This is a genomic window from Roseomonas sp. AR75 (assembly GCF_005222815.1).
Lineage (GTDB): Bacteria > Pseudomonadota > Alphaproteobacteria > Acetobacterales > Acetobacteraceae > Falsiroseomonas.
In genome coordinates, this window is record NZ_STGB01000001.1 from 1,360,126 (window position 1) to 1,384,357 (window position 24,232).

The window sequence follows — 24,232 nt, forward strand, 5'->3', positions numbered from 1 at the left end:
GGCTTTGCGCGCGCATGCACGCCAGGGAAGCGGCGCGGGCGTCGTGTTCGACGCCCTGCGGCGGGTTGCGCCGCTCGCCCTGGCTAATGCCGCGGCAGCGCGATCTCCCCCTCCGGCTGCGCGGAGGTGAAGGTGGAATCGGCGAAGGCCTCCTCCCAGGAACCGGCCGTGGAAGCGCGGGAATACTCCGTTGCGCGGTTCTCGAAGAAGTTCGTGTGCTCCACCGCATTCAGCATCTCGTCGAGCCAGGGCAGCGGGTTCTTCTCGATCCGGTAGAGCGGCTCGAGGCCGAGCTGCTGCAGGCGGCGATCGGCGATGAAGCGGATGTACCGCTTGGTCTGCGTCGCATCGAGGCCCTGCACGCCGCCGAGCTCGAAGGCGAGGTCGATGAAGGCGTCCTCGTGGTCCACGATGGTGGAGCAGATCAGGTAGAGGTCGCGCTTCAGTTCCTCCGTCCAGATCTCCGGATTCTCCTGCACGAAGGTGCGGAACAGGCGGATCACCGACAGGCAATGGAGGGTCTCGTCCCGCACGGACCAGGAGACGATCTGCCCCATGCCCTTCATCTTGTTGAACCGCGGGAAGTTCATGAGGATGGCGAAGGAGGCGAAAAGCTGCAGCCCCTCGGTGAAGGCGCCGAAGGCGGCCAGCGTCTTGGCGATCTCGGTCTTGTTCTCCACCGAGAAGGCCTGCATGTAGTCGTACTTGTCCTTCATCTCCTTGTATTTGAGGAAGGCGGTGTACTCGATCTCCGGCATGCCGATGGTATCGAGCAGGTGCGAATAGGCCGCGATGTGGATCGTCTCCGTATTGGAGAAGGCCGACATCATCATCAGCACTTCGGTCGGCTTGAAGACCTGGCTGTACTGCTTCATGTAGCAGTTGTTCACCTCGACATCCGCCTGGGTGAAGAAGCGGAAGATCTGCGTCAGCAGGTTCTTCTCGGACGGCGTCAAGTTCTTCTGCCAGTCCTTCACGTCATCCGCGAGCGGCACCTCCTCCGGCAGCCAATGAATGCGCTGCTGCTGCAGCCACGCCTCATAGGCCCAGGGGTAGCGGAAGGGTTTGTACACCGGGTTCGCGGTAAGCAGGTCGAAGCGGATCGGCAATTCGTCGCGGGCAGGCGCGTCGTCCGGCATGGGTGCTCTTTCCGGGCCTTGTCAGTCGTTGCGTGGGAAGGTCAGCGCTGCGCGTCAGTCGCGCGCAGCGCCTTAGCCAGATCGCTGGAGATGGAATCAAGATCAGCGATCAGCCGCCGCACCTGTTCCACCGGCCCGCGCTCGTCGATCATCAGGTCGAGCTGGCGCGAGACATGCGCGCGCCGCGCGGCCAGGCGCAGCGCCTCCGGCTGCGCGGCGGTTTCCGTCACTGGCATGCCAGGCACTCCTCGTAGTTCGTCGGATTCGCCGCCGGCGTGACAAGGTTCAGCGAAGGCTGCCCGCCATCCTCCTGGTGCGCCGCCATCACGTCCGACTGGCCCACCACCTTCTCGCTGATCGCGTCGGCGCGCTGGATCGACAGCGAACGGCAATAATACAGCGACTTCACGCCGCGCTTCCACGCCATCACATGGATCTGGTGCAGGTCGCGCTTGTGCACATTGGCCGGCAGGAACAGGTTCACCGACTGCGACTGGCAGATGAAGGGCGCGCGATCCGCCGCATGCTCCACCACCCAGCGCTGGTCGAGCTCGAAGGCGGTCTTGAAGGTCGCCTTCTCCTGCTCGTCGAGGAAATCGAGGTGCTGCACGCTGCCCTTGCGCACCGTGATCGTGGTCCAGGTGTCCTCGTCGTCGCGGCCGTGCTTCGCCAGCACCTTCTTGAGATACGGGTTGCGCACGATGTAGCTGCCGGACAGCGTCTTGTGGTTGTACACATTCGCCGCGATCGGCTCGATGCCCGGGCTGGCGCCGCCGCAGATGATCGAGATGGACGCCGTCGGCGCGATCGCGATCTTGTGCGAGAAGCGCTCCATCATGTCGTATTCCGCGGCATCCGGGCAAGGCCCGCGCTCCAGCGCCAGTTCCCGCGAAGCGCGGTCGGCACCCTCGCGGACATGCTTGAACATCCGCTTGTTCCAGCTTTTCGCTACCACGCTCTCGAAGGGCACGTTCAGCGACTGCAGGAAGCTGTGGAAGCCCATCACGCCGAGGCCCACGCTGCGCTCGCGCATCGCGCTGTAGCGCGCCCGCGCCATCGAATCCGGCGCGGTGTCGATGAAGCTCTGCAGCACGTTGTCCAGGAAGCGCATGACGTCCGGGATGAATTGCGGGTCCTTGTGCCACTCGAACCAGGTCTCGCAGTTCAGCGAGGACAGGCAGCACACCGCGGTGCGCTCCATGCCGTGCTGGTCGGTGCCGGTCGGCAGCGTGATCTCGGAGCACAGGTTCGAGGTCTTCACCGCCAGCCCGGCCAGCTTGTGATGCGCGGGCTGCGCGCGGCTCACATGGTCGGAGAAGATGATGTAGGGCTCGCCGGTCTCGATCCGCGCCGTCAGGATGCGGATCCAGATCGCGCGCGCGGAGACCTTGCGCACCAGCGCGCCATCCTTCGGCGAGACCAGCGCCCATTCCTCGTCGGCCTCCACCGCGCGCATGAAGGCGTCGGGGATCAGGATGCCGTGGTGCAGGTTCAGCGCCTTGCGGTTCGGGTCGCCGCCGGTCGGGCGGCGCATTTCGAGGAATTCCTCGATCTCCGGATGGTTCACCGGCAGGTAGCAGGCCGCCGAGCCGCGGCGCAGCGAGCCCTGGCTGATCGCCAGCGTCAGGCTGTCCATCACCCGGATGAAGGGGATGACGCCGGAGGTCTTGCCGTTGCGCCCGACCTTCTCGCCGATGCCGCGCAGATTGCCCCAGTAGCTGCCGATGCCGCCGCCCTTCGCCGCCAGCCAGACATTCTCGTTCCAGAGGCCGACGATGCCCTCCAGGCTGTCCGAAGCCTCGTTCAGGAAGCAGGAGATCGGCAGCCCGCGCGTCGTCCCGCCATTGGACAGCACGGGCGTGGCCGGCATGAACCAGAGCTTCGAGATGTAGTCGTAGATCCGCTGCGCATGCGCCGCGTCGTCCCCGTAGGCCGAGGCCACGCGGGCGAACAAATCCTGGTAGGATTCGCCCGGCAGCAGATACCGGTCGTCCAGCGTCGCCTTGCCGAAATCGGTCAGCAGCGCGTCGCGCGAGCGGTCGATGCGGACCTGGCCGTGGCCTTCAAGCTGGACTGCGTCGAACACGACTACCCCCATGATCAGCCCCGGCCCCCCGAGGCGACTCCCCCATGCCCGGCACCTTGCCCCCGGCCGGCCCACCGCAACAAGATGTAGTGTTGCCACACTCCCGCGAACACCACCGCTGCGCCGAAGGTTACCCGTTGCATTTTCCCGCAACCCCGACCTAACCAGCCCATGTTCCCGTTTCGTTCGTTAAAACGCAAGCGCCAATCCGCCTGATCGGCCGAGGTCGCGCGCACCGCCTGCTTCACCGCAGCCCGCCTCCCCCTTGGACCATGCGCAGGCCCCGCGGCGGAAGGGCCCTTCTCATTCCATCCCCGATGTCCTCGTTATTCACAGCCTGTTCACCCTCCTCCCGCGGCCGGCGACGATCCGTGCGGGGGCGCCGCGACAGCGCGTCGTCGCGATGGGTTGGCGGGCGGCATCGCAGGACGGAAGATCGCCCGCCCAACCGGAGAGAACACGATGCGCCTTTGCACGCCGCTTCCCCGCCGCTCCCTGCTCGCGGCCGCCCCCGCGGCCACCCTGCTCACCCACCCCGCGCGCGCCCAGCCCGCCTGGCCGACGCGCCCGGTGCGCATCGTCGTGCCCTTCGGCCCCGGCGGCGGCTCCGATGTGACGCTGCGGATCCTCGCCCCGAAGCTGTCGGAAATCCTCGGCCAGCCTGTGGTGGTGGAGAACCGGCCGGGCGCCGGCGGCGTGGTCGGCACCGACTATGTCGCGAAGTCGCCGCCCAACGGCGACATCCTGGTGCAGTCCACGCTGTCCCCCATCGGGCTCGCGCCTGGCCTGCCGGCGCCGATGCCGTTCGATCCGGTGCGCGACCTCACCCCGATCGCGCCGGCCGTCTTCGTGCCGATCGGCCTCGCGGTGACGACCAAGGGCCTGAACGTCCGCACCGCGCAGGAATTCGTCGACCTGATCCGCGCCAACCCGGGAAAGTACCAGTTCGGCAGTTCCGGCGTCGGCTCCTCCGGCCACATCGCCGCCGCGACCTTCGCCATCAAGGTTGGCGCGGAGACGGTGCATGTGCCTTATCGCGGCGGCGGGCAGGTCTTCGCCGCGCTGAACAGCGGCGAGATCCACTATTGCTGCGACATCTCCGCCCTGCTGAAGCCCTTCCACGAGGCCGGCACCGCGCGCGTGCTGTTCATGGCGACCGATGAGCGCAGCAGCCTGCTGCCGGACGTGCCGACGGCGCGCGAAGCCGGCATGCCGGAATACAAGGCCTATTCCTGGTTCGGCTTCTTCGGCCCGCCGGGCCTGCCGCGTCCCATCGTGGACCGCATGGCCGCGGCGGTGGAGCAGGCCGTCTCCGACCCCGCGATGATCGCCCGCTTCGAGCAGGCCGGCACGCCGGTGATGCGCGGCTGGACGCCGGAACGCTTCGCCACCTTCGTGCGGGAGGAGAACGCCATGTGGGCGCCGCTGGTGCGCAGCCTCAACATCCGCGAGTGATCGGCGGCGCGCCGCATGGCACCGGGCGGCGAAACCGCCCGGCAACATGCGCGCATCGCGCAACATCCGCGTGCAACCTGCCGCGCGCAGTCTCCGCCCACCCGCAGCACGGAGACACCGCCATGCATCGCCGCTTCCTTCTCGCCGCCCTGCCCGTCCTCGCCGCCACCCGCGCCGGCGCCCAGGCCTCGCCCGCCGTCCAGCTCTTCCAGGTGCGCACCCAGCGCGGCGAGGTGCTGCTCGGCTTCACGCCGCAGCAGCTTGCCGCCCTCGGCAGCGGGCCAGAGGTGGAGCGCATCGCGCGGCGCATCGCCGAGGCCGGGCAGGTCACCGCCTGGCGCTACGCCGTCGGCCGCGCGCCCGATGGCAGCACGCGGCTCGCCACGCGCGACAGGGTCGCAGTGATGCGGCAGGAAGCCGTGACGGTGGAGCCTTACCGCCCCGCCCTGCCGGTGGTCCCGCCCCCGACAGAATAGCGCCCCGTCCTCCGATGCGCTTTGATGCGCCGCAGGAGGACCCCGACATGACGCAGTTCACCCGACGCGGCGCGCTCGCGCTGCCGCTTGCAGGCCTTGCCGCGCCGGCGCTCGGCCAGGGCGCCTGGCCGACACGACCGATCCGGATCGTCGTCGCCTTCGGCACCGGCGGCGGCACCGACATCACCACCCGCGTGCTGGCGCCGAAGCTTTCGGAGATCCTGGGCCAGCCCGTGGTGGTGGAGAACCGGCCCGGTGCCGGCGGCACGCTCGGCGCGGACTATGTCGCGAAGCAGCCGCCGAATGGCGAGACCTTCCTGCTTGCCACCGTCTCCAACATGGCGCTGGCGATCCCGCTCTACGGGTCGCGCCTGCCCTACGATCCCGTCCGCGACTTCGTCGGCATCGCGCCGACGGTGTTCATCCCGATCGGCATGGCCGCCTCGACGAAGCTCGGCGTAAACGACGCGGCCGCCTTCATCGCGCTACTGAAGGCCAATCCCGGCAAATACAGCTATGGCAGCGCGGGCGCCGGCACCAGCGGGCACATCGCCTCCTCCGCCTTCCTCTCCCGCATCGGCGCGACGGCGGAGCACGTGCCCTATCGCAATCCCGGCCAGACCTACCTGGCGCTGCAGCAGGGCGAGATCGCCTTCACCAGCGACATCCCCTCCATCCTCGCGCCGTTCCATCGCGCCGGCACCGCGAAGCTGATGTTCGTCGCGACCGACGAGCGCAGCCCGCACGCGCCGGAGGTGCCGACCGCGCGGGAGGTCGGGCTTGGCGACTACAAGGCGTATTCCTGGTACGGCATCTATGGCCCGGCCGGCACGCCGCAGCCGATCGTCGCGCGCATGGCCGCCGCCATCGAACAGGCGCTGGCCGATCCCGCGATTGGCCGTCGCTTCGACGAGATGGGCACGCCCGCGATGCGCGGCTGGAGCCCGGAGCGCTTCAGCGACTTCCTGAAGTCGGAAATCGCCCTCTGGGTCCCGCTGGTCCAGGCCAGCGGCGCCCGCGCCGATTGAAGGCAGGGGGCCGGGGAGCCTCGGGCTCCCCGGCGGGAGCGCGAGGGCAGAGCCCTCGCCTCCGTCAGCTCAGCGCATCGGCGGCGCGTATTGCAGCCCGCCCTTGGTCCAGAGGTTGTTGACGCCGCGCGGGAAGCCGATCGGCGTCATGTTGCGCTCCCAGATCTCGCCGTAGTTGCCGACGGCGCGGATCACCTTCACCGCCCAGTCGTTCTCCAGGCCCAGCATGCGGCCGAGATCGCCGGTCCGCCCGACGAAGCGCTGGATGTCCGGATTGTTGCTGGTCAGGAAGCTGTCCACATTGGCCTGGGTGATGCCCATCTCCTCGGCAGTCAGCAGCGCGAAATGCGTCCAGCGCACGATGTCGAAGAAGCGCGCATCGCCCTTGCGCACCGCCGGCCCGAGCGGCTCCTTGGAGATGATCTCCGGCAGCAGCAGGTAACGGCCCGCATTGGCACCCTGGCTCGCCGCAAAGGACGCCAGCGAGGAACTGTCATTGGTGTACACGTCGCAGCGGCGGTTGATGAAGGCGCTGCGCACCTCCTCCACGCTTTCGATCACCACCGGCGTGTAGCGCAGGTTGTTGGCGCGGAAATAGTCGGCCAGGTTGAGCTCCGTCGTGGTGCCCGGCTGCACGCAGACCGTGGCGCCATCCAGCTGGCGGGCGGAGGTCACGCCGCTGTCGCGATGCACCATGAAGCCCTGGCCGTCATAGACGTTGATGCCGGCGAAGAGCAGGCCGAGCGAGGCTTCGCGCGCCAGCGTCCAGGTCGTGGTCCGCACGATCAGGTCCACCTCGCCCGACTGCAGCATGGTAAAGCGCTGCTGCGTGGAGGAGGGCGTGATGCGGATGCGGTTGCCGTCGCCGAAGATCGCGGCCGCCACGGCGCGGCAGTAATCCACGTCGATGCCGCGCCACACGCCCTGGCTGTCCGGCAGCGAGAAGCCGACGGTGGAGGGCGAGACGGTGCAGATCAGCTGCCCGCGCTGGCGGACCGACGCGACCGTGTCAGCCGCGGGCTGCGCAAATGCAGGCGCGGCGACGCCCGCACCGAAAAGGGCGGCGCCGAGCAGGGCGCCAAGTTTGGCCAGACGCATGCGAAAGCTCTCCCGTTGGATGCGCTGCCCCATGGCGGCGCCCGCAACGATTCTTGGCGCGCGGCGCGGGAAGGGCAAGGGGGGAGGTAGAACGCCGCAACGACGCGGGGCTCCGCCCCGCAAACCCCGCCGGGGACGATGATCGTCCCCGGACCCCTGCGTTCAGAAGATGCGCTCGTACTGGTCGGGGGAGAAACCGACGGCCAACTGGCCCTTGGCAGACAGGACGGGGCGCTTCACCAGGGACGGGTTGGCGAGCATCAGGGCCACGGCCTTGGACTCGTCCAGGTCGGCCTTCTCGGCATCGGGCAGCTTGCGGAAGGAGGTGCCGGCCCGGTTCAGCAGCCTCTCCCAGCCGACCTCCTTCACCCAGCGCTCCAGCATCCCGCGCTCCAGCCCGGCAGTCTTGTAGTCGTGGAATGCATGCGCGATGCCGCGCGCCTCGAGCCAGGCCCGCGCCTTCTTCATCGTGTCGCAGTTCCTGATACCGTGGATGATGACGCTGTCCGGCACGATGCAAGCTCCGCCTGTCTCGAGCGCCAGCCTACGCCGATTCCGCGCGCAGCGCGCGATAGGCGGCGGTCAGCCGGCCCAGCACATCCGTGCCCGGATCCGCAGCGCCGAGATGCCGGTGCCGCAACTCCTGCATGAACTCTGCCCAGAGCGACGGTCCGCCCTCCTCCAGCAATTGCGCCCGGATGGACAGCGCCGGCGTCGCCGGGGTGTGCCGCCGTCCCCAGGCGGCAAGCTGCGCCAGCACCGGCAGCAACTGGATGCCCGCTTCCGTCAGGCTGTAGATTCCCTTCTGCCGGTGCGTCGGATCGTCCCGCCGCGTCAGAACCCCCGCCGCGACCAGCCGCTTCAGCCGATCCGCCAGGATGTTGGAGGCGATCCCCTCCTCCGAGCCTTGCAGCAGGGTCCGGAAATGCCGGCGATCGCCGAAGATGATGTCGCGGATGACGATCAGGCTCCAGCGGTCCCCCAGCACCTCCAGCGTGAGGTTGATGGGACAGCCGGAACGCGGTGCCTGATTCTCGGCGAGGGGGCGGGACATACCGGTTGCAATTTAGGATCGGTCGGCGCAGAACGCTACCGCTTGCGTTTCGCAATCGGCTCCGGAGACGCGGGAGGAACGCGATGGCCGACCTGGTCCTGTCCATCTTCACCAGCCTGGACGGGTATTTCGTGAAGCGCGGCGGCGTATTCGCCCCGCCCCCCTGGTCCGAGGAGGTCGAGCGCGAATGGTCCCTCGCCGCCATGAAGCGTGCCCGGCACCTGCTCTATGGCCGCGTGAACTTCCTGTTCAACAAGGGCTTCTGGGAACCCGCGGCGACCGATCCGACCAGCGTCGCTGCCGGCATCGCCTATGCGGGCCAGATGAACGCGCTTCCCAAGACCGTCGTCTCCACCACGCTGCAGGGCGACCCGGGATGGAATGCGCGCCTCGCAGGCCCGGACCTTGCGGCCGAGGTTGCGGCGCTGAAGCGTGACGTCGCCGGCGGCGACATCTTCGCCTTCGGCGGCGGCGGCCTCGCCGACAGCCTCATCCGGCGCGATCTGGTGGACGAGCTCTGGCTGATGATCACGCCGCACCTGCTCGGCGATGGGGAGCGCTTCTTCCGCGACGGCAGGCCGGAGGCGGCGATGGCGCTGATCGAGGCGCGACCGCTCGATGTGGGTTCCGTGATCCTGCGCTACCGGCGCATGCGACAGGCCTGAACGCGATGGCCCTTACCCTCTTTGCCCATCCCTTCTCCGCCTACTGCCAGAAGGCGCTGGTGGCGCTCTATGAAAACGCCACGCCCTTCACCTTTCGCGCCGTGAACCTCGGCGACGAGGCGGACGCCGCGGCGCTGCGCGCGCTCTGGCGCTTCCGCCGCTTCCCCGTTCTGGTGGATGGCGAGCGCGTAGTGCCGGAAGCGAGCCTGATCATCGAGCATCTCGACCGCCGCCATCCCGGCGTCGTGCGCTTCATCCCGGAGGACGCCGACGCAGCCATGGAGGTGCGGCTGTTCGACCGTGTCGTGGACAACGACCTGATGACGCCGGTGCAGAAGATGGTCTTCGACGCGATACGGCCCGAAGGCGTCCGGGATGCCTACGGCGTGCAGCACGCGCGCCGCATGCTGCACACGACCTATGACTGGCTTGAGGAAAGGCTGGCCGGCCGAAACTGGGCGGCTGGCGCGGACTTCACCCTGGCGGACTGCGGCGCCGCCCCTGCCCTGCTCTACGCCGACTGGGCCGAGCCGATCCCGCAACGCTGCACCCGGCTGCGCGGCTACCGCGCCCGGCTGCTCGCGCGCCCATCCTATGCGCGGGCGCTGGACGAGGCGCGGCCGTACCGCCACCTCTTCCCACTCGGCGACCCCGGCCGGGATTGAGGAGCGACGCGATGACCGACCGGTCCCAGGGTACCTGTTTGTGTCAGGCCGTGCGCTTCGAGGTCCAGGGCGAGTTTGACCGCTTCTACCTCTGCCACTGTTCGCGCTGCCGGAAGGGCACCGGCTCGGCGCATGGCGCGAACCTCTTCGCTCCCGGCGCGCGCGTCACCTGGCTTTCGGGCGAGGAGATGGTGCGACACTACGAACTGCCGGGCACGCGGCACACGCGCAGTTTCTGCGCCCGCTGCGGCTCGGCACTGCCGCGCATGATGGCGGCGGAAGGCATGGTGATCGTTCCCGCCGGCAGCCTGGACAGCCCGGTGACGGTGAAGCCGACCGCGCACATCTGCATGGCCAGCCGCGCGGCGTGGGAGGACGGGCTGAGGGATGCCCCGCGCTTCGACGGCCTGCCTGCCTAGACTACCACAGGCGCCACCACCGCCTTCAGCAGCGCCGCCGCATCGCGCGGCGCCAGCCGCACTTGCAGGCCACGCTGCCCGCCATTCATGTAGACCTGCGGATGCGCCAGCGCCGTCTCCTCCATCGCGGCGCGCGCCGGGCGCATCTGGCCGAAGGGGCTGATGCCGCCGACCTTGTAGCCGGTGATCCGCTCGGCCTCCGCCGGCTTCATCATCTCCGCCGACTTGCCGCCGAAGGCCGCGGCGAGACGCTTCATCGAGACCTCCCTGTCGGAGGGCACGATCACGCAGGCGGGCTTGCCATCCACCAGCGCCATCAAGGTCTTCAGCACGCGCGCGGGGTCCTCGCCCAGCGCGGCCGCCGCCTGCAACCCGATGCTCGGCGCATGCGGATCGTACGCATAGGCGTGAATCGTGAAGGCGACGCCGGCCCTGGCCAAGGCGGTCGTCGCGCGGGTCGCTTTCGACATGGCGGTCCCGCGCGTCATAGTCCCGCCTTCCGCCCCAGGACAAGCAGGAGACGCGGCATGGCGCAGGCCCCCCCGCAAGCGCGACTTCCCCGTGCACCAGGTGCGCCGCTACCTGGAGCCGGGGCCGATCGTGCTGGTCTCCTCGCACTGGCGCGGGCGAAGCAACGTCATGACGCTGGGCTGGCACGTCGTGCTGGAATTCTCGCCCTCGCTGGTCGGCCTGATGATCGCGCAGGGCAACCACAGCTTCGGCATGATCCGCGCCAGCCGCGAATGCGTCATCAACCTGCCGACCACGGCGCTGACCGACACGGTCGTGCGCATCGGCAATTGCAGCGGCGCGACCACCGACAAATTCGCCGCCTTCGGCCTTACGCCGGAACCAGCCAGCGCGGTGGCCGCACCGCTGATCCGCGAATGCCATGCCTGCTTCGAATGCCGCCTGCACGACGCCGCGCTGGTGAAGCGCTACAACCTGTTCGTCTTCGAGGTGGTGAAGGCGCATGTTGCACCCTCCCCGAAACACCCGCAGACGCTGCACTACACCGGCGACGGCGTGTTCATGGTCGCGGGTCGCACCATCAGCCGGAAATCGCTGTTCCGTCCGGAGATGCTGGGCTGAGCGCCACAAGCCAGGCCGGCAGATGGAAGACGCTCATCAGCAGGTACATCGCCGCCATGCCGTCGAGATCGCCTCCGCCGCAGAGCGCATCCAGCGGCGCTTCCGGCCGCAGCGCGGCCAGAAGCGCCAGCATCGCGAAGCAGGGCGCGGCCGCCAGCCTCAGCCACCGCGCCGCGCGCGCCGCGCCGTCACGCCGCATCGTATTCGTCATGGCGGCGCCACCAGATGCCGGTCTCGTTCCGTCCCAGCGGCGCACGATCCAGCCATGGATACATGCCCCACAGCGCGTCCACGCCGCGCGAATAGGTGGCGTAGGTGTGATGCACCGCGCCGTCCTGCAGCGCGAAGGCGCTCATTCCCGGACGGTCCCGCAGATAGGTCGCGGTATCGGTGCCGGAGCTTGCCGCCATTGCGGCGGCGGGGCCACCTGCACCCTGGAAAGGCGGCTCGCGGCGGTAGTTGTACTCGATGCCATCGCGCTGCTCGGCCGCGCTGAACCAGACGCTGAAGTCGGCATTGAAGTCGCTGCCGCCGGAGGATGCCCAGGGGAAGCTCCAGCCCATCCGCCGCGCATAGGCCTGCAGCCTCGGCAGTGGCGCGCGCGAGACCGCCCAGAACATCACGTCATGATGCGGCAGGTGACGGGCGAAACCGTTGAACCCCTCCGCGATCATCGTGCAGGAGGGGCAGCCCGCCTCGTAGTCCGGCCCGAACATGAAGTGATAGACCAGAAGCTGCGAACGCCCGCGGAACAGGTCCTTCAGCGTCGCCGCGCCGTCGGCGGTGTCGAAGCGGTAGGGCTTGTCGATGCGCACCCAGGGCAGCGCCTGGCGCTGCACGGCCAGCGCATCGCCTTGCCGCGTCAGCGCCTTCTCCGCCTCCAGCAGGCCGATGCGGGCGGCGAGCCAATCCTCCCGGGTTCCGGTGGCATGGGTCATGGTGGTGTCTCCGTTTGCGGCGTCGTGCCGTGCGCTAGAGTGGGGAGGCCGGCGCCGGGACGGGGAGTGACAAGCGTGGCGCGATTGCTGCCGTGGACTCGCTGATCACCGCCGCCGCGCGTGCGCTCGCCGCCGGCGATCCCATCGGCGCGCTGAACCGCGTTGCGCTGCGCGAGGATGCGCCGGCGCTGGCCCTGCGCGGCATCGCGATGGCGCAGCTCGGGGACCTGCCGCGCGCGAAGCATCTGGTGCGCCGCGCCGCCCGCGCCTTCGGTCCGCGCGAGGCCGTCGCCCGCGCGCGCTGCGTCGTCGCGGAAGCCGAGATCGCGCTGGCCGCGCGCGAGCTGGCCTTTCCCGCCCGTGCGCTGGACGCCGCGCGCGCGGTGCTGGACGCGCGCGGCGATGCCGCGAATGCGGCGCATGCCCGGATCCTGGCGGCGCGCCGCCTGCTGCTGCTCGGCCGGCTCGACGCGGCGGAGAGCACGCTGGATGCGAGCAATGCGTCAGCCCTGCCGCCCGCGCTGCGCGCCGCCCATGCGCTGGCGCGTGCCGGGCTCGCGATGCGGCGCCTGCGCGCCGGGCCTGCCCGCGCCGCGCTGCGGGACGCCACGCAGGCCGCGCGACGCGCCGGCATTCCCGCCTTGTCCGCGGAGGTCGAGCAGGCGGCGCGGCTCCTCAAGGCGCCGGCGGCGCGGCTGCTCACGCGCGGCACGGAGCGCGCGCTCACCCTGGCCGGGGTGGAGGCGCTGCTGGCCTCCCCTGCCCTCGTCGTGGATGCCGCCCGCAATGCCGCGCGGGCCGAGGGCGTCACCGTGGCGCTTGCGCGCCGGCCGGTGCTGTTCGCGCTGCTGCGCGCGCTGGCCGAGGCCTGGCCCGCCGACGCGCCGCGCCACGCCCTGATCCGCCACGCCTTCCGCGGCAAGGAGGCGGACGAGTCCCACCGCGCGCGGCTGCGCGTGGAGATCGCGCGGCTCCGCACCGCGCTGCGTCCCCTCGCCGGCATCCGCGCGACGCGCGACGGCTTCCTGCTGCTGCCGGAGGTGGGGCGCGACGTGGTGGTGCTCGCGCGGCCGGTGGAGGAGGCGCAGGCCGCGCTGCTGGCGCTGCTTGCCGATGGCGAGGCCTGGTCCAGCTCCGCCCTTGCGCTGGCGCTCGGCGCCAGCCAGCGCAGCGTGCAGCGCGGGCTGGAGGCGCTGGCGGAGCAGGGCAAGGCCAGCGCCATCGGCAGCGGCCGCGCGCGGCGCTGGATCACGCCGCCGATGCCGGGACTCGCGACACGCTTGTTGCTCCCGCCGCTGCTGCCGGGCGACTAGGGTCGGGGGCATGAGCACATTCGACGCAGACATCATCCGGGACTACGGTCCCTTCCCCGAGGTCGAGCAGGTCGCCGGCGTCACCTTCGACGGCCACCACGTCTGGTTCGCCGCCGGCGAGACGCTGAACGCGCTGGACCCCGAGAGCGGGCAGGTGGCGCGCAGCATCGCCGTGCCCGCCCATGCCGGCACCGCCTTCGACGGGCGGCACCTGTTCCAGATCGGCGAGGACCGCATCCGGAAGATCGACCCCGCCACCGGCGAGGTCCTCGCGACCATTCCCGCGCCGGCAGGCGGCGGCGATTCGGGCATGGCCTGGGCGGAGGGCTCGCTCTGGGTCGGCGATTATCGCGGCCGCCGCATCCACCAGGTGGACCCCGAGACCGGCACCATCCTGCGCAGCATCGCCTCCGACCGCATGGTCACCGGCGTGACCTGGGTGGAGGGCGCGCTGTGGCATGGCACCTGGGAAGGCGAGGAGAGTGAGCTGCGCCGCATCGACCCGGAGAGCGGCGCCGTGCAGGAGCGCATCGTCATGCCGGAAGGCACCGGCATTTCCGGCCTGGAAAGCGACGGCGCGGAGCGCTTCTTCTGCGGCGGCGGGCGCAGCGGGAAGGTGCGTGCGGTGCGGCGGCCGCGGAGGGGGTGAGGCGCGGGCCTGCCTTGCCGCCGAGGGTCAAAGCGACTAGTTATCGGACTAGTCACTTTGCGGGATCTGACCATGCCGAGCTGGCCCGTGCAGGACGCCAAGGCGCGCTTCTCCGAACTGCTTGACACCTGCCTTGCCGATGGCCCGCAGGTGGTGACGCGTCGCGGTGCCGAGACGGCGGTGCTGGTGCCCATGGCGGAATGGCGCCGGCTGCAACAGGCCGCGCGGCCGGGCCTGAAGGCCCTTCTTCTCGGCCCCGGCCCGCGCGGCCCGCTGCCGCTGCCGACACGCGGCCGCGCGCAGCGCCGCACGCCGCCCGATCTCGGCTGAGCGACAGGGTGTATCTGCTCGACACCAACGTCGTCTCGGAACTGCGCAAGCCGCGCCCGCATGGCGCGGTGCTGGCCTGGATCGAAGGCGTTCCAGAGACGGATCTGCACCTCTCCGCCGTCACGATCGGGGAGATCCAGGCCGGCATCGAGATCACGCGGGCGCAGGACGCGGCAAAGGCGGCGGAGATCGAGGCCTGGCTCGATCAGGTGGCCACCGGCCTCAACGTCCTGGCCCTGGATGCCGAGACGTTCCGAATCTGGGCGCGCCTCATGCACGGAAAGACCGCGGCCCTGATCGAGGACGCGCTGATCGCGGCGACTGGGTTGCGGCACGGGCTAACGGTCGTGACGCGGAACACGAAGGATTTCGTCCGGTTTGACGTGCGGGTCCTGAACCCCTTCAAGCCAGCAGCGTAATCGCCCTCATTCCCACTCGATCGTCCCCGGCGGCTTGCTCGTGATGTCGTAGGTCACGCGGTTGATCCCGCGCACCTCGTTCACGATGCGGTTCGCCACGCGCGACAGGAACTCCATGCTGAACGGATAGACATCCGCCGTCATGCCGTCCGTGCTCGTCACCGCGCGCAGCGCGCAGGCCTGGTCGTAAGTGCGGCCGTCGCCCATCACGCCCACCGTGCGCACCGGCAGCAGCACCGCGAAGGCCTGCCAGATCGCGTCGTACAGCCCGGCCGTGCGGATCTCCTCCAGGTAGATGCTGTCCACCCTGCGCAGCAGGTCGGCCGTGTCGCGCGTGACCTCGCCGGGGATGCGGATGGCCAGGCCCGGCCCCGGGAAGGGATGGCGGCCGACGATGGCCTCGGGGATCGCAAGCTCCCGGCCCAGCGCGCGCACCTCGTCCTTGAACAGCTCGCGCAGCGGCTCCACCAGCGTCATGCGCATGCCCTCGGGCAGGCCGCCGACATTGTGGTGCGACTTGATGGTCACGCTCGGCCCGCCGGTGGCCGAAACGCTCTCGATCACGTCGGGATACAGCGTGCCCTGCGCCAGGAAGTCAGCGCCGCCGAGCTTGTTCTGCTCCTCCTCGAACACCTCGATGAACAGCCGCCCGATGATTTTTCTCTTCTGCTCGGGGTCCGTCACGCCGGAGAGCTGGCCGAGGAACAGGTCGGACGCGTCGCGGTGGATCAGACGGATGTTGAAGCGGTCGCGGAAGGTGGCGACGACCTGCTCGCTCTCGCCCGACCGCATCAGCCCGTGATCGACATAGATGCAGGTGAGCTGATCGCCGATCGCCTCATGGATCAGCACCGCGGCGACGGAGGAATCGACGCCGCCGGAAAGCCCGCACACCACGCGGCCGCCGCCGACCTGCGCGCGGATTTTCTGGACCATCTCCGCGCGGAAGGCGCCCATCGTCCAGTCGCCGGTGCAGCCGCAGACGAGATGCGTGAAGTTCTTCAGAAGCTGCGCGCCATGCGGCGTGTGGACCACCTCCGGATGGAACATCGTGCCGTAGTAGTGGCGCGCATCATCGGCGATCAGCGCGAAGGGCGCGCCCTCGCTGCTGGCGACCACGCGGAAGCCCGGCGGCAATTGCGTGATGCGATCGCCATGGCTCATCCACACCTGCTCGCGCGCGCCCTTCGCCCAGACGCCCTGGGTGATGGCGCAGTCGCCGGTCACGTCGATGAAGGCGCGGCCGAATTCCCGCGCATGCCCGCCCTCCACCGTGCCGCCGAGCTGATGCGCCAGGGTCTGCTGCCCGTAGCAGATGCCGAGGACCGGCAGGCCGGAGGCGAAGACATACTCCGGCGCGCGGGGGCTCTCCCCCTCCGTCACGGAAGCCGGGCCGCCCGACAGGATGATGCCCTTCGGCGCGAAGGCGCGGATGCGCGCCTCGGGGGCGGCGTTGAAGGGCCAGATCTCGCAATACACGCCGGTCTCGCGCAGGCGACGCGCGATCAGCTGCGTCACCTGGCTGCCGAAATCGAGGATCAGGATGCGCTCGTGGCGCTGGGCGGGTGCGGAGTCGGCGGGGGGCGTCATGGCGGGCTATGACCACAGCCCCGCCCCGCGGGCAAGCGGGAAGCGCCCCTACCCAGGGCAATCGCCTGAAGGCGGTCGGGATTCCTGTCCCCTCTGAAGTCTGGATCATGGGAGGCCTCAGTGTTGGAGGCTCCCCCGATGGCTGTCGTGTCGCTGCTGGACCACTTCTCGGCGCTGGAGGACCCGCGGCAGCCCGGCAAGGTGCTCTACCCCCTGCCGGAGGTGATGCTGTTGGTGCTGTGCGCGACGCTGGCCGGGGCGGAGGATTTCGTCGAGGTGCGGCTGTGGGGGCGGGAGAAGCTCGGCTTCCTACGCACCCTGCTGCCGTTCCGGCGCGGCATCCCGTCGCACGACACGTTGAACGACGTGATCAACGCCCTTGACCCCGACCTGTTCGGTGCCTGCTTCGCCGCCTGGGTCGAGGGGCTGCGCGAGGACGAGCCCGACATCGTCGCCATCGACGGCAAGTCCTCGCGCCGGTCGCGGCGCGGCGAGGACCACCCGCTGCACGTCGTCAGCGCCTGGGCCACCCGCCAGCGGCTGGTGCTCGGGCAGCGGGCGGTCGGCGGCAAGTCCAACGAGATCACCGCCATCCCGCTGCTGCTCGAGCGGCTGCACCTGGCCGGCGCGCTGGTCACCATCGACGCCATCGGCTGTCAGACCAGGATCGCGCAGGCCATCCTCGACCGCGGCGCCGACTATCTCCTCGCCCTGAAGGACAATCAGCCGAGCCTGGCCGGCGAGGTCGCGCTGTTCTTCAGGACGCCAGAGGCCACGACGGCGCGGGTCTTCGAGACCGTCGACGCCGACCACGGCCGGATCGAAACCCGCCGCCACCATGTCAGCCACGACGTCGCCTGGCTGACCACCGACCGGCGCTTCCCCGGGGAGCCGCGCTTCCCGGGCCTCAAGGCCATCGCCATGGTCGAGGCCACCGTCGAGCGCCGCGGCACCGTCACCACCGCGCGCCGCTACTTCCTCTCCTCCCTGCCCCTCGATCCGCGCACCCTCGCGCGTGCTGTCCGGGCGCATTGGGGCATCGAGAACCGCCTGCACTGGGTCCTCGACGTCGTCTTCCACGACGACCTGATGCGCCTGCGGACCCTGCACGGCCCAAAAAACATGGCCACCATCAAACACATGGCCATGAACCTCCTGCGCGGCGCAGCCGGAAAGGACAGCCTGAAGAGCCGCAGGAAGGCCGCAGCCTGGAACCACGACTACCTACGTGCACTGGTCACACGAACAGCACGCTGACCTTCAAGCGATTCCCCTGCGCCCCTACCCCTCCTGCACCGGCGCCGTCGCGCTCAGCAGGACGTCGATCGGGTCCCAGGTCAGCGCGGTCTGCTGCACGGGCCGGCCGGCGACGCCGATGGTCTCCGTCATCGACGGCCGCCCGCCGAGATGGCGGTAGAACCAGCGGGCATTGTTGTCGGCCAGCACCCAGACCAGGGCGGAGCGGCAGCCGATGGCGCGCAGATGCGCCGCCATCGCCCGCATCAGCCGTCGCCCCACGCCGCGTTCCCGGAAATCGTCCAGCACGTAGAGCGTCTCCACCTCGCCCTCCGCCAGGCCGGCGCGGCGTGCCCGCCCTCCGGAGGCGAAGCCGACGATCGACGCTCCGGGCCCGGCCTGGTCGCCCGGCAGGTCGGCGCCGCCCGCGGTCGCGACGAACACAACATGACCCTGCCGCCGGTCCAGGATGGCCCGCTGGTAGAAGGCAGCGAGCCGCACCTCCGACAGGCCCGCCAGATAGGCGTCGTCCAGGATGCCGGCATAGGCGCTGCGCCAGGCAGCGACATGGACGGCGGCGATGCCCGCGGCGTCGTCGGCCCGGGCGCGGCGGACGCAGATCATGGCCGCCGCTCCAGCACCGCCGCGAAGAAGCCGTCGGTCCCGTGGCGGGCGGGAGACAGGGCCAGCATGTCGGCCTCCACCGGGCAGGGCACGCCCGGGCAAAGCTCCGCCCACAGCGCCGGGATGGGGCGCTTGACGAAATCCTGATGGCGCCCGAGGAAGCGCTCGATCTGCATTTCGTCCTCCTCCGGAAGGAGCGAGCAGGTAGCGTAGACCAGTCTTCCGCCCGGACGCACCAGCTCTGATGCGTCCTCCAGGATCACGCCCTGTTTGGCGGTGAGCTCGGCCAGATCGGTCGCCGTGGTGCGCAGCCGCGCATCGGGATTGCGCCGCCAGGTGCCGCTGCCGGTGCAGGGGGCGTCCACCAGCACGCGGTCGAAGCTGCGCCCGCGGCGCTTGCGCCATTTGTCGCCGGGCTCCAGCAGGTGGCGCTCGGCATTGTTCACCCCCGCCCGGCGCAGGCGGCGCACGGCGCCTTCCAGCCGCGGGGCGGAGACGTCGCAGGCCACGATATGGCCGCGGTTGCCCATGCTCGCGGCCAGCGCCAGCGTCTTGCCGGCCGCGCCCGCGCAATAATCCGCCACGCGCATGCCGGGCCGCGCATCGGTCAGCAGGGCGATGATCTGGCTGCCCTCGTCCTGCACCTCGACCAGTCCTTCCTTGAACGCGGCGGTGCCGGTGACCGGCTTGCGCTCCGCGACTCGCAGCCCCCAGGGGGAGAGCGGGGTCGGCAGGGCGGCGATCGCCTCCCCCGCCAGCGCCAGCCGCGCGGACTCCCGGCTGGTGCGCAGCAGGTTGGCGCGCAGGTCGAGCGGCGCCGCCGCCTCCATCCCCGCCGCCTCGGCGGGGAGCGTGTCGCCGAAGCGCGCGCGAAGACCGGGCAACGCCCAGTCCGGCAGGTTCAGCCGCGTGCCCTCCTCCATCTCCGGATGGACCAGCGGCGTCCCGGCGAGGCGGCGCAGCAGCGCGACCTCCTCGGCCGCCAGCGGCGCCGGCGCGAAGCGGTCCCCGGTGAAGTGGCCGCCGAGCTTCTGCAGCGTCCAGCCCTCGGCCAGCAGCAGATGCGCCGCCAGCACCAGGCGTGGCGCGGGGCGGACGCCGAGCCGCGCGAGATGCCAGTCCAGCCGCAGCTTCTGGCGGATCGCGCCCCAGGCGAGGTCGGAGACGGCGCGGCGGTCGCCGCTGCCGATGTAGCGGCGGGTGCGGAAGAAATCCGTCGCGATGGCGTCCGCGGGCCGGCGGGGCTGCTCCTCCACGGCGGCGAGCAGGTCGATCGCCGCCTGCAGGCGGCCTGCGGGGGTCACGGCGCGAGCAGCCCCGGCAGGTCCGCAAGCGTCCCGATGCGCGCCGCAGCCAGTCGGTCCAGCCAGTATTCCGTCGGCACGGCCGACCGGTTCAGCCAACACGTCCGGAAGCCGAAGCGCGCGGCGCCATAGGCGTCCCAGGCATTGCCGGAGACGAAGGCAATCTCATGCGGCTGGCAGGCGAAGCGGTCGGTGGCAAGCGCATAGACCGCCCGTGCCGGCTTGTAGCACCGCAGCGGATGCACGGAGAGTACCGCGTCCAGCAGCGGCGCGAGGCCGGCGGCCTCCACCGCCTCGGCCAGCATGCCAGGCTCGCCGTTGGAGAGGATGGCGGTTGCCATGCCGGCCCCGCGCAGCGCGGAAAGCGCCGGCGCGGCATCGGGAAAGGCGTCGAGCCGGCGGTAGGCGCCGAGCAGATCCTCGCACAAGGCCGCGTCCGCGACGCCATGCGCCGCCAAGGCAACGTCCAGCGCGCGCGCGGTGACGCAAGAAAAATCCTCGTAGTCGCCCGTCGCGGAAAGAATCCATGAGTATTCGAGCTGCTTCGTTCGCCACAGCGCGGAAACGGCGCCGGCCTGCGGGCCGATCCGCCCGGCATGCCGCGCGACCGCGGCGTGCACATCGAGCAGTGTTCCGTAGGCGTCGAAGACAACCGCGGCGATGCGGATGTCGCGTGTGGGCATGCCGTGCGCATCCCGTCCGATGGGGCTCCATGCTCGGCCCGCGCGAGGCCGGCCGCAAGAGCGGCGGGGAATAACCCCCCGGCCAGGTCGTTCTCGGGCTGGCCGGATGACCGGCGCAACCGACGGAGAGACCCATGCCACCCTTTCCCACAGATGCCGACGACACGATCATCGGCACCGACTTCGCCGAGGTTGTCGACGGCCTCGAAGGCAACGACCAGCTCGAGGGCTTCGGCGGCAATGACCGCCTGCTCGGCAACAAGGGCAATGACCGCCTGTTCGGCGACGACGGCAACGACACCGTGGATGGCGGCGAGGACGACGACCTGGTCGAGGGCGGCGACGGCGACGACCGCGTGCTCGGCGGCAAGGGCCTCGACACGCTGTTCGGCGGACGAGGCGCCGACTTCCTCGATGGCGGCGAGGACGGCGACGAGGTCTTCGCCGGCGATGGCAACGACCGCGCCTTCGGCGGCTCGGGCGACGACCTCGTCTTCGGCGGTTTCGGCAACGATACGCTCGACGGCGGCGCGGACAGGGATCTCGTCGAGGGCGGGGATGGCGACGACCGCGTCCTCGGCGGCAGCGGCGAGGACACGCTGTTCGGCGGCCTGGGCAACGACGTCCTCGACGGCGGCCAGGATGCCGACGAGATCTTCGCCGGCGACGGCAACGACATCGTGGCTGCCGGCGATGGCGACGACTTCGTCGGCGGCGGCTTCGGCAACGACACCGTGGATGGCGGCGACGGGTCCGACCTGGTGTTCGGCGATGCGGGGGCCGACATGCTCCGTGGCGGGCTCGGCGACGACGATTTGCGCGGCGGCGACGGTGCCGACCGGCTGGATGGCGGCATCGGCACCGACTGGCTGCGGGGCGGCGCAGGCGTGGATCGCCTGACCGGCGGCGCCGACACCGATTATTTCGTGTTCGGCAATACCGCCGCCGACCGCGACATCGTCACCGACTTCCAGGTGGGGGTGGACCGCATCGCGATCGAGGGCGAGTTGTTCGGCGGCGGCCTCCAGGCCGGCAATTCGCTGCAGCCCTGGCAGGTGGTGGCGAACAGCGCGCCGGTCGCGGGCGTGGCCGGCGTCGGCACCTTCCTGCTCGACACGGATACCGGCGTGCTGCGCTGGGATGCCGACGGGCGCGGCGGCCAGGGGCCGGTGACGATCGCGACGCTGCAGGGCGTCACGACGCTCAGCAACAGCGATTTCGAAATCTTCTGACATCCGGGGGGCGCGGGCGATCCCCGCGTCCCCTCCGTCATCACCTTCCAGGGAGCCGACACCATGCTGATGCTGCCTGAGCCGGAGACGGCCACGCCGGAGGCGCGTGGGCCGAACATCATCGAATTCCTCTGCCGCCCCGAGGACGAGGGCGTGATCGCCGCGCCGGTGCCGGCGCGATCCATGTTGCCCGACTGGTTCCGCCGGTTGCCCGCGGTGGACCCCGCGCATCTCTCCGCCACCAACAACGCGCTGACCGCGAAGCGCTGCATGCCCTTCTTCGATGCGCTCGCCACCGGTTGGATCCTGCCGATCGCGGCGACCGTGCGGCTGCAGGTCTCCGATGAGGGGCGGACGGTGCAGGCCGGCTGGGAGTTCGACCGCGTGATGGTGAGCAACCACGCATCGCCACAGGTCGCCGGGCACCCGATGCAGCCGCGCCCGCCGGTGAAGTTCCACAACCATTGGACCATCCGCACTGCGGCGGGCTGGTCATGCCTGTTCCTGCCCCCGCTGAATCGCCCGCATCCTGCCTTCGAATGCGTGGCGGGCATCGTCGACACGGACAGCTACGCCTCGCCGGTGCATCTGCCCTTCTTCGCGACCGGCGCAGACGGCGTGCATGTCATCGAGCGTGGCACGCCGCTCGTGCAGGTCATCCCCTTCCGCCGCGCCGACGCCGCGCTCTGCGGCGTCGTGCGCGCGGAGACAGCGGAGGAGGCGGCGGCACGCGAGCGCATCTTCCGACAGACCCTCGCGGCGGAAGGCTGGTACCGGCGGGAGATGCGCGACCAGCGCCGCGGCGGCGGGGAATAGACGCCGCTTTCCTCCGTTGTCCTGACGCCGGGGCTTTTCCCGGCATCAGAGACCCGAGAGGGAGACACCAGATGAGCCGCACTACCCTGCCGCTGGCCGCCATCGCCACCGGCTTCGTGCTGATCGCCAGCACCGCCGAGGCCCGCCCCGCCATCCCGGCGGCGGGCGCCGAGGCTCAGGCGGCGAAGGGGATGCTGCATTTCGCGAGCAACTCCAGCTCGAACAGCTCCTCGAACAGCAGCTCGAACTCGAGCAGCAACTCCAGTTCGAACAGCTCCTCGAACTCGAGCAGCAACTCCAGCTCGAACAGCTCCTCGAACTCGAGCAGCAATTCCAGCTCGAACAGCAGCCGCTGATCGGGCGAGGCGGCCGGCCCCCAAGCCGGCCGCCGATGCTACCGCCAACCGCGCCGCAAGGCGGCGGCTTCGCTCTCCAGATCGAGCGGCGGCTCCGCACCCAGGCCTTCGAGCGCCGCGGCGATCACCGGATGGTCGGCCGAGGCCGTCCGCAGCGCGTCGCCGCCGCCGAGCGCGACGCTCGCGCGAAGCGCCCATCCCGCCGCGTCGCGGCAGGCGACGCCCAGCACAGCGCCAGCGGGCGAGTCCAGCAGGAAGTCGCGGCAGATGCCGCCCGCCACGCGATGCGACGCAAGCGGGCGGACCGTCAGCCCGTCCGCGTGCCGCTCGCCGCCGGACGCCACGCTCTGCAGCGTCTCGGCGACCAGCGCCGACGCCCCGCGGAGCGGATCGCGCAACCCACCGCCCGCGCCGCCGCTCCCGAGCATGTAGCCGGCCGGCAGCGCGAGCAGCGCCGCGACGGAGGCGGCCAGCGCGAGCGGCAGCAGCCGCGCGCGCATGGACCGTCGCGGCATCGGGATCACCTCGGCCGCGCGCTGCCGGTCCGGACGCGCCGCCGCGTCGGCGGCCAGCACCGCGGCCAGCAGGCGGTCGGGTACGGGCTGCGCAGCCACCGGCGCGAAGGCGCCAGCTGCCGCCCGGCCGGTCCGCTCGAAGACGGCGAAGCGCGCGGCGAGCGCCGGATCGGCAGCGATGCGCGCGCGCAACGCGGCGGCCAGCGGTTCATCGATCTCACCATCGGCCAGCCGCATCAGCATCTCGTCACTCGGCTCGTCACCGCTCATCGCCTAGTCACCCTCTCCGCCACCCGCCACATCCAGGAAGCCGAGGCGGATGGCCAATCCGCGCCGAGCACGGAACAGCCGGCTCATGACCGTGCCGGTCGGGACGCCGAGAACCTCGGACGCCTCGGCATAGGACAGGCCCTCGATGCACACCGCCGCCAGCACCGCCCGCTGGTCGTCGCTCAGCGCCTCCATCGCCGACGCGACGCGTTCCAGCGTAAGGTTCGCCTCTGTCACCCGGCGGCCATCCTCTCCCACCAGGGCCGCAAGCGTCTCCGGCTCCGTCGCCGGGATGCCGGCGCGGGCGGCAGCGCGGCGCTGGTCGATCCAGATGTTCTGCATGATTCGGAACATCCAGGAGTCGAGCCGCGTGCCCGGCGTGAAACGCTCCGGCGCGCGCAGCGCGCGTTCGCACGCGCTCTGTACGAGATCGTCCGCCGCGTCGAGCGAGCCGGTGAGGCCGGCGCCGAACCGGCGCAGCCGCGGCAGCAGCGCGACGAGTTGCAACGCGAAGGCGCTCGGCGCATGGGCGTTGTCCGTCACTGTCCTCGGCCTGCCTCCATATCGTCGCAGCCCCGCACATATTCCGCTACGCACCGTCGAGGGCCGCTTCGCCGCATGCGGATGCGGCGATACGGCCCCGGCATCTTCGTGTGATCGCTTTTTCCGTGTCGCCAAGCGATTCCGCTTGGCCTGAAAAAGCTCTGGCGGCGCCTCGCCTCCGCGCCTCGCCTACGCCAGAACGGCACGGAAGGGAATTGTCTGCTACCGCATTCGTTG

Annotated in this window: 30 protein-coding genes; 14 read left to right on the top strand and 16 right to left on the bottom strand. The window is 70.4% G+C overall.

The window, feature by feature from the left end; genetic code table 11:
• Positions 1-83 precede the first annotated feature (83 nt).
• The 3 genes from E4T13_RS06415 to E4T13_RS06425 are packed head-to-tail and all read right to left on the bottom strand — an operon-like array spanning position 84 to position 3,237.
• On the bottom strand, positions 84-1,139 hold the full coding sequence (locus E4T13_RS06415) for a ribonucleotide-diphosphate reductase subunit beta (protein WP_137177363.1): 1,056 nt from the start codon (positions 1,137-1,139) through the stop codon (positions 84-86).
• Between the two features lie 41 nt (positions 1,140-1,180).
• A complete protein-coding gene (locus E4T13_RS06420; RefSeq protein WP_137177364.1) occupies positions 1,181-1,375 on the bottom strand; it encodes a hypothetical protein in 195 nt (64 codons plus the stop codon).
• Positions 1,366-3,237 (bottom strand): ribonucleoside-diphosphate reductase subunit alpha, encoded by a 1,872-nt coding sequence (locus E4T13_RS06425; protein WP_137177365.1) that lies wholly within the window; start codon positions 3,235-3,237, stop codon positions 1,366-1,368. The genes E4T13_RS06420 and E4T13_RS06425 overlap by 10 nt, the downstream gene beginning before the upstream one ends.
• A 450-nt stretch (positions 3,238-3,687) precedes the next feature.
• Between E4T13_RS06425 and E4T13_RS06430 the strand changes: the two genes are divergently transcribed.
• The 3 genes from E4T13_RS06430 (at position 3,688) to E4T13_RS06440 (ending at position 6,184) form a co-directional block, all read left to right on the top strand.
• The gene (locus E4T13_RS06430) at positions 3,688-4,680 is read left to right on the top strand and encodes a tripartite tricarboxylate transporter substrate binding protein (protein WP_137177366.1); all 993 of its coding nucleotides are present in this window, start codon (positions 3,688-3,690) and stop codon (positions 4,678-4,680) included.
• Positions 4,681-4,802: 122 nt separating this feature from the next.
• Positions 4,803-5,156: a hypothetical protein gene (locus E4T13_RS06435; RefSeq protein WP_137177367.1), complete on the top strand. Its 354-nt coding sequence runs from the start codon at positions 4,803-4,805 to the stop codon at positions 5,154-5,156.
• A gap of 47 nt (positions 5,157-5,203) precedes the next feature.
• On the top strand, positions 5,204-6,184 hold the full coding sequence (locus E4T13_RS06440; RefSeq protein WP_137177368.1) for a tripartite tricarboxylate transporter substrate binding protein: 981 nt from the start codon (positions 5,204-5,206) through the stop codon (positions 6,182-6,184).
• Positions 6,185-6,253: 69 nt separating this feature from the next.
• Here E4T13_RS06440 and E4T13_RS06445 read toward each other — a convergent pair whose 3' ends face one another.
• The 3 genes from E4T13_RS06445 to E4T13_RS06455 all read right to left on the bottom strand — a co-directional run bounded on the left by E4T13_RS06445 (position 6,254) and on the right by E4T13_RS06455 (position 8,336).
• Positions 6,254-7,282: an amino acid ABC transporter substrate-binding protein gene (locus E4T13_RS06445; RefSeq protein WP_137177369.1), complete on the bottom strand. Its 1,029-nt coding sequence runs from the start codon at positions 7,280-7,282 to the stop codon at positions 6,254-6,256.
• A gap of 162 nt (positions 7,283-7,444) precedes the next feature.
• Positions 7,445-7,795, bottom strand: coding sequence for an ArsC family reductase (locus E4T13_RS06450; protein ID WP_137177370.1), 351 nt, complete (start codon positions 7,793-7,795; stop codon positions 7,445-7,447).
• A gap of 31 nt (positions 7,796-7,826) precedes the next feature.
• Positions 7,827-8,336, bottom strand: a complete 510-nt coding sequence (locus E4T13_RS06455; RefSeq protein ID WP_137177371.1) for a helix-turn-helix domain-containing protein — start codon at positions 8,334-8,336, stop codon at positions 7,827-7,829.
• Positions 8,337-8,419: 83 nt separating this feature from the next.
• Between E4T13_RS06455 and E4T13_RS06460 the strand changes: the two genes are divergently transcribed.
• From E4T13_RS06460 to E4T13_RS06470, 3 genes are read left to right on the top strand one after another with little or no spacing between them, the layout of a single operon-like run.
• Positions 8,420-9,001, top strand: coding sequence for a dihydrofolate reductase family protein (locus E4T13_RS06460; protein WP_137177372.1), 582 nt, complete (start codon positions 8,420-8,422; stop codon positions 8,999-9,001).
• Between the two features lie 5 nt (positions 9,002-9,006).
• Entirely contained in the window at positions 9,007-9,666 is a 660-nt protein-coding gene (locus E4T13_RS06465; RefSeq protein WP_137177373.1) for a glutathione S-transferase family protein, read from the top strand.
• Positions 9,667-9,677: 11 nt separating this feature from the next.
• Entirely contained in the window at positions 9,678-10,085 is a 408-nt protein-coding gene (locus tag E4T13_RS06470; RefSeq protein WP_137177374.1) for a GFA family protein, read from the top strand.
• Here the strand turns inward: E4T13_RS06470 and ybaK are convergent.
• Entirely contained in the window at positions 10,082-10,555 is a 474-nt protein-coding gene (gene ybaK, locus E4T13_RS06475; RefSeq protein WP_137177375.1) for a Cys-tRNA(Pro) deacylase, read from the bottom strand. The genes E4T13_RS06470 and ybaK overlap by 4 nt on opposite strands.
• Positions 10,556-10,646: 91 nt before the next feature.
• Between ybaK and E4T13_RS06480 the strand changes: the two genes are divergently transcribed.
• Complete coding sequence (locus E4T13_RS06480; protein WP_240791005.1) at positions 10,647-11,177, top strand: flavin reductase family protein; 531 nt, start codon at positions 10,647-10,649, stop codon at positions 11,175-11,177.
• Here E4T13_RS06480 and E4T13_RS06485 read toward each other — a convergent pair.
• Both E4T13_RS06485 and E4T13_RS06490 read right to left on the bottom strand, forming a co-directional pair.
• Positions 11,137-11,388: a hypothetical protein gene (locus tag E4T13_RS06485; protein ID WP_137177377.1), complete on the bottom strand. Its 252-nt coding sequence runs from the start codon at positions 11,386-11,388 to the stop codon at positions 11,137-11,139. The genes E4T13_RS06480 and E4T13_RS06485 overlap by 41 nt on opposite strands.
• Positions 11,366-12,115, bottom strand: coding sequence for a DUF899 domain-containing protein (locus E4T13_RS06490; protein ID WP_137177378.1), 750 nt, complete (start codon positions 12,113-12,115; stop codon positions 11,366-11,368). Before E4T13_RS06490 ends, E4T13_RS06485 begins: the two co-directional genes overlap by 23 nt.
• A gap of 92 nt (positions 12,116-12,207) precedes the next feature.
• On the opposite strand from E4T13_RS06490, the gene E4T13_RS06495 reads away from it, so the two are divergent.
• The 4 genes from E4T13_RS06495 to E4T13_RS06510 all read left to right on the top strand — a co-directional run bounded on the left by E4T13_RS06495 (position 12,208) and on the right by E4T13_RS06510 (position 14,826).
• On the top strand, positions 12,208-13,428 hold the full coding sequence (locus E4T13_RS06495) for a helix-turn-helix domain-containing protein (protein ID WP_137177379.1): 1,221 nt from the start codon (positions 12,208-12,210) through the stop codon (positions 13,426-13,428).
• Positions 13,429-13,438: 10 nt separating this feature from the next.
• Complete coding sequence (locus tag E4T13_RS06500) at positions 13,439-14,077, top strand: PQQ-binding-like beta-propeller repeat protein (RefSeq protein ID WP_137177380.1); 639 nt, start codon at positions 13,439-13,441, stop codon at positions 14,075-14,077.
• 72 nt (positions 14,078-14,149) lie between these two features.
• Entirely contained in the window at positions 14,150-14,407 is a 258-nt protein-coding gene (locus E4T13_RS06505) for a type II toxin-antitoxin system Phd/YefM family antitoxin (protein ID WP_137177381.1), read from the top strand.
• Positions 14,408-14,415: 8 nt separating this feature from the next.
• The gene (locus tag E4T13_RS06510) at positions 14,416-14,826 is read left to right on the top strand and encodes a type II toxin-antitoxin system VapC family toxin (RefSeq protein WP_137177382.1); all 411 of its coding nucleotides are present in this window, start codon (positions 14,416-14,418) and stop codon (positions 14,824-14,826) included.
• 6 nt (positions 14,827-14,832) lie between these two features.
• Here E4T13_RS06510 and guaA read toward each other — a convergent pair whose 3' ends face one another.
• The gene (gene guaA / locus E4T13_RS06515; protein WP_137177383.1) at positions 14,833-16,416 is read right to left on the bottom strand and encodes a glutamine-hydrolyzing GMP synthase; all 1,584 of its coding nucleotides are present in this window, start codon (positions 16,414-16,416) and stop codon (positions 14,833-14,835) included.
• 138 nt (positions 16,417-16,554) lie between these two features.
• On the opposite strand from guaA, the gene E4T13_RS06520 reads away from it, so the two are divergent.
• Positions 16,555-17,673, top strand: a complete 1,119-nt coding sequence (locus E4T13_RS06520; RefSeq protein ID WP_137177384.1) for an ISAs1 family transposase — start codon at positions 16,555-16,557, stop codon at positions 17,671-17,673.
• Positions 17,674-17,697: 24 nt separating this feature from the next.
• Here the strand turns inward: E4T13_RS06520 and E4T13_RS06525 are convergent, their stop codons facing one another.
• Genes E4T13_RS06525 through E4T13_RS06535 form a run of 3 tightly spaced genes read right to left on the bottom strand, consistent with a single transcriptional unit; the run spans position 17,698 to position 20,263 of the window.
• Positions 17,698-18,276, bottom strand: coding sequence for a GNAT family N-acetyltransferase (locus E4T13_RS06525; protein ID WP_137177385.1), 579 nt, complete (start codon positions 18,274-18,276; stop codon positions 17,698-17,700).
• Positions 18,273-19,580, bottom strand: coding sequence for an RsmB/NOP family class I SAM-dependent RNA methyltransferase (locus tag E4T13_RS06530; RefSeq protein ID WP_137177386.1), 1,308 nt, complete (start codon positions 19,578-19,580; stop codon positions 18,273-18,275). The genes E4T13_RS06525 and E4T13_RS06530 overlap by 4 nt, the downstream gene beginning before the upstream one ends.
• Positions 19,577-20,263 (bottom strand): haloacid dehalogenase type II, encoded by a 687-nt coding sequence (locus E4T13_RS06535; protein WP_137177387.1) that lies wholly within the window; start codon positions 20,261-20,263, stop codon positions 19,577-19,579. Before E4T13_RS06535 ends, E4T13_RS06530 begins: the two co-directional genes overlap by 4 nt.
• A 134-nt stretch (positions 20,264-20,397) precedes the next feature.
• Here E4T13_RS06535 and E4T13_RS06540 point away from each other — a divergent pair, with 134 nt between their 5' ends.
• Both E4T13_RS06540 and E4T13_RS06545 read left to right on the top strand, forming a co-directional pair.
• On the top strand, positions 20,398-21,495 hold the full coding sequence (locus tag E4T13_RS06540; RefSeq protein WP_137177388.1) for a calcium-binding protein: 1,098 nt from the start codon (positions 20,398-20,400) through the stop codon (positions 21,493-21,495).
• A gap of 63 nt (positions 21,496-21,558) precedes the next feature.
• A complete protein-coding gene (locus E4T13_RS06545) occupies positions 21,559-22,311 on the top strand; it encodes a DUF6065 family protein (RefSeq protein WP_240791006.1) in 753 nt (250 codons plus the stop codon).
• 175 nt (positions 22,312-22,486) lie between these two features.
• On the opposite strand, the gene E4T13_RS29785 is transcribed toward E4T13_RS06545, so the two are convergent.
• The 3 genes from E4T13_RS29785 to E4T13_RS06560 all read right to left on the bottom strand — a co-directional run bounded on the left by E4T13_RS29785 (position 22,487) and on the right by E4T13_RS06560 (position 23,995).
• Positions 22,487-22,642, bottom strand: coding sequence for a hypothetical protein (locus E4T13_RS29785; RefSeq protein ID WP_170984836.1), 156 nt, complete (start codon positions 22,640-22,642; stop codon positions 22,487-22,489).
• A gap of 63 nt (positions 22,643-22,705) precedes the next feature.
• The gene (locus tag E4T13_RS06555) at positions 22,706-23,452 is read right to left on the bottom strand and encodes a hypothetical protein (protein ID WP_137177390.1); all 747 of its coding nucleotides are present in this window, start codon (positions 23,450-23,452) and stop codon (positions 22,706-22,708) included.
• A 3-nt stretch (positions 23,453-23,455) separates the two neighbouring features.
• Positions 23,456-23,995, bottom strand: a complete 540-nt coding sequence (locus E4T13_RS06560; protein WP_137177391.1) for an RNA polymerase sigma factor — start codon at positions 23,993-23,995, stop codon at positions 23,456-23,458.
• Between the last annotated feature and the right edge of the window lie 237 nt (positions 23,996-24,232).